We start from the raw sequence: 6,442 nt of genomic DNA, 5'->3' as shown, positions 1-6,442 counted from the left end.
CATGAAACCATCACGCGCAATCATCAATGCAGAGGGATGGCAAACCTGCTGGCCCGAGTGAAACACTTCATGGATACAGTGTCTCCTTTCCCGGGGAATGGCTATGGCACAGCGAAGGTGTAGCACTATTGGGATCAGTTATTTAGTTTTGTCAAAAATATATGTCACCTCTTTCTATAGAGGGGCGGGCACATCTCTATTTATTCGCCTGCCATATTCCATCAAATATGATTGGATTGAGAAAATGAAAACAAACTATTCAGTGCTTTTTTTAAGCATGCTGATGGCCTCTGCTGCGTCTGCGCAAACGGATGCCTGGTTTTACAAGGCATTTGGCCAGTCCACTGACAGCAATTTTTCCAGCAATGTGCTGCCAGCCAAAGTCGGTGTCAATCAGGTTAGCCGCAGCGAGGGAGAGGCGCCGCTGCGGGCCGATGTCGCCCATCCCTTGCCTGCCTCTTTCATACTGGAGAGCCGAGGCGGCAAGCTGGCCAATTCCCATGATGGAATGACGGTGTTTTATCAGGCCATCCCGGTTGATCGGGCTTTCGTCTTGCAGGCGGAAGTGAGCATCTCGCAGTTCGGCCCTGAAAACGGCAAGACGCCCAATGGGCAGGAGGGGGTCGGGCTCTTTGTCAGGGACAGCCTGGGACCCCAGCGCAAGGTACCGCAACCCCTCGGCCATGAGGAGTTTCCCCATGCGGCTAATATGGTGCTCAATGCCGTGCAGACACACAACAAGAGTGACGACAATCGCGTTGACCTGGTGTCAGTGGCGCGCCAAGGGGTGGTCAATCCTTGGGGTAACGAAGGGGTGAAGGTGGAGCGTATCCCTTATCAGAAGGGGGTCTCCCTCGATGATGGGCACTTCCTGCTGCGCCTTGAACGCAAACAAGGAGTGTTTGAGCTGACCTGGTCGACACCGGATGGCCAACGGCAGGCCGTGCAGCGGGTGGTCGATAAACCGGGTCTGCTCGACAACCAGGATCCTCGCCACGCCTATCTGGGATTTTTTGCCGCCCGCAACGCCAAGGTGCGTTTTGACAATGCCAGTCTGACATTGGGGGGCCCCATCGCCATGGTGGATGAGCCGAGTGCACCCGCAGCAGATCAGTCACCTCTGCTGGAGATAGCCTCCGCCACCAGCAGCTCCCAGCTCTCCTATCTGCTGCAAGTGCGCAGCAATCTGGCGGGGACCTTGCAAGTGGCGGGGCAAACAGTGACGCTGCAAGCGGGCCGTTTCAGCCAGTTGCCGCTGGTGTTGGCAGAGGGAGAAAATCTGCTGCTGCTGACATTTACGCCGGCCAGCCTGCCTGTCGCTACTGCAGTAGAACAAACGGTACAACAAATCGTCATCACCAGAGAGCCGGCCCGGGTTGCGGATGTTCGCCACATTTATGTCTCCCCAACTGGGCAAGCTGACAATGCGGGCACCCGTACCGCACCTGTGGATCTGGCCACTGCCCTTGAGCAGTTGGTTCCGGGCGGCACCATAGTGCTGGCAGATGGCCATTATCCGGGGATGACACTTGCAGCCGAGCAGAGTGGCCTGCCGGGAGAGCCCAAGCGGCTGGTGGCCGAGCATCGCCATCGGGCAATCTTTACCGGCCAGACATCGCAACTCAATGCCAGCTTCTGGCATCTGGATGGTCTGGTGTTTGATGGCAACCCCGATGGCGCCAAGGCCGAGCACGATCCTGCCTTCTTGCGGGTGGCGGGCAGCCATAATCGGCTTGAGCGTTTGATTGCTCGCAACAATGCCGACACTGGCGTCTGGATCACCGGCAATGGTGTGTATGGTCAGGCCAGCCTGTGGCCTGCATACAACCAGGTCATCAACAGTGATTCTTACAATAACCGCGATGAATCCGGGATCAATGCCGACGGGTTTGCCGCCAAGCTGGGCGTGGGGCCGGGTAACTTGTTCAAGGGCTGTGTGGCTCACAACAATGCAGATGATGGCTGGGATCTGTTCAACAAGATTGAAGATGGCCCCAATCAAGCCGTGACCATTATCAACAGCGTGGCTTATGGCAACGGGCTGCCGTTCGGGCATCCGGCTCCGGCAGGCACCATAGGGAACGGATTCAAGTTGGGGGGAGAAGGGCAACCGGTTGCCCACCAAATTTACGGCTCCCTCTCGGTGCGCAACAACATGGACGGATTTACCGATAACTTCAATACGGGGGCGCTGCTGCTCAAGGGGAATATTGCCCTGGATAATGCCCGTTATAACTACATCATGCGCGATAACCCCTATGGGATTGGACAGCATAAGGTCACCTTCATGGATAATGTGTCACTGCATTATCGCCAGCAAGGGAAATATGCCGATTATCTGGGCAACCAGGTCGTCAAGCCGTGGCATGCCCCCGAACCGATGGACAAGCACCAGCAGATATTACTGGCCAGATCTCTTGAGGATATGGCTACGCTCGAGCGCGACGGTGCCGGAAATTTGATCATGCCATGGGCTGTGTCACCCTAATTGAAATGATCATGTTGGGGAATGTTAATAAGGGATTGATATCTTCCCGTTATTGGGTGGGTGGCGAAGGTCTAGCCACCCACCAACAGACGTAAATGCATTGAATATATACCTGATGATTATGTCATCTGATATTTATGGTGGCCTTGTCTATTGGGGCTGTCTGTTTCCCCCTCACGGAACCTGGGTGAGGCTTTTACTGTGCTATTTTTCAATTGAAGGAATAAATATGAAAAAGACCCTCGTCTGTTCAGGCGTAGCCGCAGTGCTGGCATTGTTCACCATGCCTGCTTACAGCGCCGCACTCTTGATTGCCAAGGCTACCGAGGTTGCGCCCAAGTCGGGGTGGGCCGGATATGATGCTGGCACCACGGGTGGTAGCAAGGCAACCAGTGCCAACATCTATCAGGTCAGGAACAAGCAGCAACTGGTGGATGCCATCAAGAATGGGGGCGACAGTGCCAAGATCATCCAGGTGATAGGCACCCTGGATATCAGTGAGGGGGCCCCGTATCGTTCCGTTGCAGATCAGAAGAGCCGTAGCCAGATCCCGCTCACTGCCAATACCACTCTGATCGGCACAGATAAAAACGCCAAAATTGTCAACGGCAGCCTGGTGGTCAGCAAGGTAAACAATGTCATCATCCGCAACCTGTATCTGGAAACACCGGTGGATGTGGCACCAAAATTTGAAAGTGGTGATGGCTGGAATGCCGAATGGGATAGCCTCACCATTTCGGAATCAGAACATGTGTGGGTCGATCACGTTACTTTTTCCGATGGCAGCTTTACCGATGATCAATATGGCAAGAAAGATGGCTGGAAATACGTGCAGCACGACGGCATGCTGGATATCAAAAAAGGTTCTGACTATATCACCGTCTCTCACTCCCATTTCAATCAGCATGACAAGACAATGTTGATTGGTCATAGCGACAGTAATAAAAGTCAGGATGCAGGGAAATTACGCGTCACCCTTCACAATAACTTATTTGAAGACGTGACTCAGCGGGTACCCAGAGTGCGGTTTGGTCGTGTCCATGCCTATAACAACCTCTACTTGGGGGATATCACCCGTCCTGTTTATCCCTACCTCTACAGCTTTGGCATTGGTAAGGAGGGGGGCGTGCTCTCCGAGAAAAACTATTTCTCCGTCAATGGTGCAATCGATGGTTGCGAGTTGGTGAAAAGCTTCACCGGTACCCTGTTCAAAGACAGTGGTTCTGTATTGAACAATGCTGGCATGACCTTGTCGGGAAAATGCAGCTTCTCCAGTGCTCTGCCCCAACCCCCCTACAGCTACAACCCGGTGGAGCCTGGCAAGTTGCCAAACCTGATCAAGGCCAACGCCGGGGTCGGCAAGATCTAGTCGCTTTGGGCTGGGCACAGCTTGTCTGCCGCTACTTTGAGCGCTGACGGGATGAGCGTTGTCGCTCATTCTGGCGACAAGGCTGGTGAGCTGGTACGGCCAACAGCCAGATCCCGGGCAAGCAGATTGCCCGGGATGTTTTTTCATGCAGGCCTGTCTCGGCGGCGGGCTGAACTGATGCAACCGCAGGACGAGGCGAGAGCTGGTCACATAGGAAGAGGGCTCAAGCCCCTGACAGCGACAATGCCCGATCGCATTGATGAGTGAGCTTGATAAAGACCCGGGAAGTGAGTCGGGTCAGGAGCTCATAGGGGATGGTTCCTATCTTTTCTGCCACCTGCTCCACCGGCAGACCATCCCCCCACAGGATCACCTCATCCCCCGTCTTGTCACCGGCACCGGGCCCAAGATCGACCGTGATCATGTCCATGGACACTCGCCCCACTATGGGGACCCGCCGACCATTGATGAGCACAGGGGTTCCCTGAGGTGCCATGCGTGGATATCCATCCCCATAGCCGACCGCAACCACGCCCAGAGTGGTGTCATGATGGGCCACCCAATGGCCGCCATATCCTACCGACTCCCCTTGCTCGCATTGTCTGATGGCGATGAGCTGGCTCTTGAGGGTCATGACGGGACGCAAATCATGATCAGATGCCAGCTGTCCGCCAAAGGGGGAGGCGCCATAGAGCATGATACCCGGCCTTATCCAGTCGCTGCGAGAGTCTGGCCAGGCCAGGATCCCCGCCGAGTTGGCCATGGCCCTCTCGCCCTGCATCCGTGCTGTGAGTGCATTGAACTCCTCGATCTGCTGCGGGGTGGCTTGGCTGTCCTGCTCGTCGGACTGGCTGAAATGGGTCATGAGATGAAAGGGCTGCACCACGTTCTTGCAGTTGGCCAGCCGCTCGACAAAGGCGGGAATATCCTGCGCCCTGAGCCCCAGCCGGTTCATTCCCGTATCAAGCTTGAGCCAGACGGTGATCGGTGTCGGCAGGTAGGCCTGCTCAAGCAGTGCCAGCTGATCCCAGGTATGAATGGTGGTCTGTAGGTTGTGAGCCGCCAGCAGGGGGAGTGCCTCTGCCGAGAAGAATCCACCCAGCACCAGAATGGGCTTGGTGATGGCGTTGGCCCGCAGAACCAGCGCCTCTTCGATCCGCGCCACCCCATAGGCATCCGCCTGAGACAGGGTATTGGCGACTTGCAACAGACCGTGTCCATATGCGTTGGCTTTGAGCACCGCTATGATCTTGCTGTGGGGAGCATGGCGCCGCACAACGGCAAAATTATGGTGCAGTGCATCCACATCGATGCTGGCAGTAACAGTATTCATGATGGGTTATTTCTTCCATGAAAATGAAGGTGGATATTGCCGGCAGCACAATAAGCATGGCGTGTTTGGCAAACGTCATTCAGTCATCGCACTCCTTGTGCGATTAAAGATTTACAATGTCATTTGAATATCTAATTGGCATAGGCATTATCTTTATATTCAGCCATGTGCTGACGGGCTAATACCTATTTTACAAATAAACCCTCACTGGTATATGGATATAAAATATCGGCCAGTTTGTCTGAGCCCTCCATGGTGAACTGCTTCAATACAGGTAGCGACTTTGTAGGGGGCATGGTCACTACACTGTTAGCACATACACCTGCTTATGTTTTAATTATGTTACCAGTCGTGCTTGTAATGGTAAATAGTGTATGATGAATAATCGTTTTTTGACAAAATCATGGCATTTTCATCTGCCAATGTTTTTTGGCTGGTGATTTCTATCGCGTTTTCTTGTCGGGGAATTATTTCTGTCTGCAGCCAGGAAACGAATTGCTCCCTGAGGATCGCAAGGGGACATAGCGACAAGAGAAAAATCCACAGTGGTTTCCCCCCTCTTTTCCATTATCTCTGTATGCCTGATACGAGAAACCCTGTGTTGATGAGCGATGATATGTCACTGGTATTTGGAACAGGGCAATATGTACAAGCAGGGCCTCCGAGGCAATGATGAAGGCTCTCGTATGAGTCATTGGTTGGCGTGCTTGTGATACGCTGTCGCCATTGGAGGAGCCTGCGCAGCAAGTGGACGACCCTTTTGAGGCTTTTCGTGTCAGCTTCTCATGCCTGTCGATTAAATACCTGGCCATATGATAGCGCGTCTTATTGGTACCTCCGTTCGCTTCAGTAATATTTCATTTACATTAAATAAAGGTGTATCTGGTAGCGGTGTTTATTTTCACCGGGATTACTCAGTGTCAGTAACACCTGCATGGGATAATTTGTGTGATCAGGTATCCGCTCTGAATATTTAGCATCGAGAATTAATGTGTAATTTTAATGTTGTTAATTCAATTCCAGCATTAATTACCCCCTTGTGGGTATTTGTGTAAGCCAGTGCTGGAAGAGTTAAGAGTTTGCTACATATGGTTTTTTTGATTAATGGTGATGGGTTTTATATTTTGGTAATGCCCTGTGGCTTGATAAAGATCAACACGTGAGGAGAGGGGAGTCCTTAGGGAAGGTGCGAATAAGCGGGGAAATTCTTCTCGGCTGACTCAGTCATTTCATTTCTTCATGTTTGAGCCGA

3 protein-coding genes and 1 pseudogene are annotated in these 6,442 nt (G+C 53.0%); 3 read left to right on the top strand and 1 reads right to left on the bottom strand.

Annotated elements, in window-relative coordinates; translation table 11 throughout:
- The 3 genes and pseudogenes from OKC28_RS22640 to OKC28_RS22630 form a co-directional block, all read left to right on the top strand.
- Nucleotides 1-123: pseudogene (locus OKC28_RS22640) on the top strand (IS630 family transposase); the annotation flags it as partial.
- 121 nt (nt 124-244) lie between these two features.
- Nucleotides 245-2,488 (top strand): right-handed parallel beta-helix repeat-containing protein, encoded by a 2,244-nt coding sequence (locus tag OKC28_RS22635; protein ID WP_270691145.1) that lies wholly within the window; start codon nt 245-247, stop codon nt 2,486-2,488.
- A gap of 229 nt (nt 2,489-2,717) precedes the next feature.
- Complete coding sequence (locus OKC28_RS22630; protein WP_270691144.1) at nt 2,718-3,857, top strand: pectate lyase family protein; 1,140 nt, start codon at nt 2,718-2,720, stop codon at nt 3,855-3,857.
- A gap of 223 nt (nt 3,858-4,080) precedes the next feature.
- On the opposite strand, the gene alr is transcribed toward OKC28_RS22630, so the two are convergent.
- On the bottom strand, nt 4,081-5,190 hold the full coding sequence (gene alr, locus OKC28_RS22625) for an alanine racemase (RefSeq protein WP_270691143.1): 1,110 nt from the start codon (nt 5,188-5,190) through the stop codon (nt 4,081-4,083).
- Between the last annotated feature and the right edge of the window lie 1,252 nt (nt 5,191-6,442).

Origin of the sequence: Aeromonas sp. D3, from assembly GCF_027705025.1 — a bacterium.
GTDB classification, from domain to species: Bacteria; Pseudomonadota; Gammaproteobacteria; order Enterobacterales; family Aeromonadaceae; genus Aeromonas; species Aeromonas salmonicida.
This window is presented reverse-complemented; position numbering and strand designations above follow the sequence as displayed.

Bases quoted from the DNA above. Each gene is read 5' to 3' on its own strand.
- OKC28_RS22635 (WP_270691145.1), top strand. From the start codon at position 245: ATGAAAACAAACTATTCAGTGCTTTTTTTAAGCATGCTGATGGCCTCT.
- OKC28_RS22630 (WP_270691144.1), top strand. From the start codon at position 2,718: ATGAAAAAGACCCTCGTCTGTTCAGGCGTAGCCGCAGTGCTGGCATTG.
- alr (WP_270691143.1), bottom strand. From the start codon at position 5,190: ATGAATACTGTTACTGCCAGCATCGATGTGGATGCACTGCACCATAAT.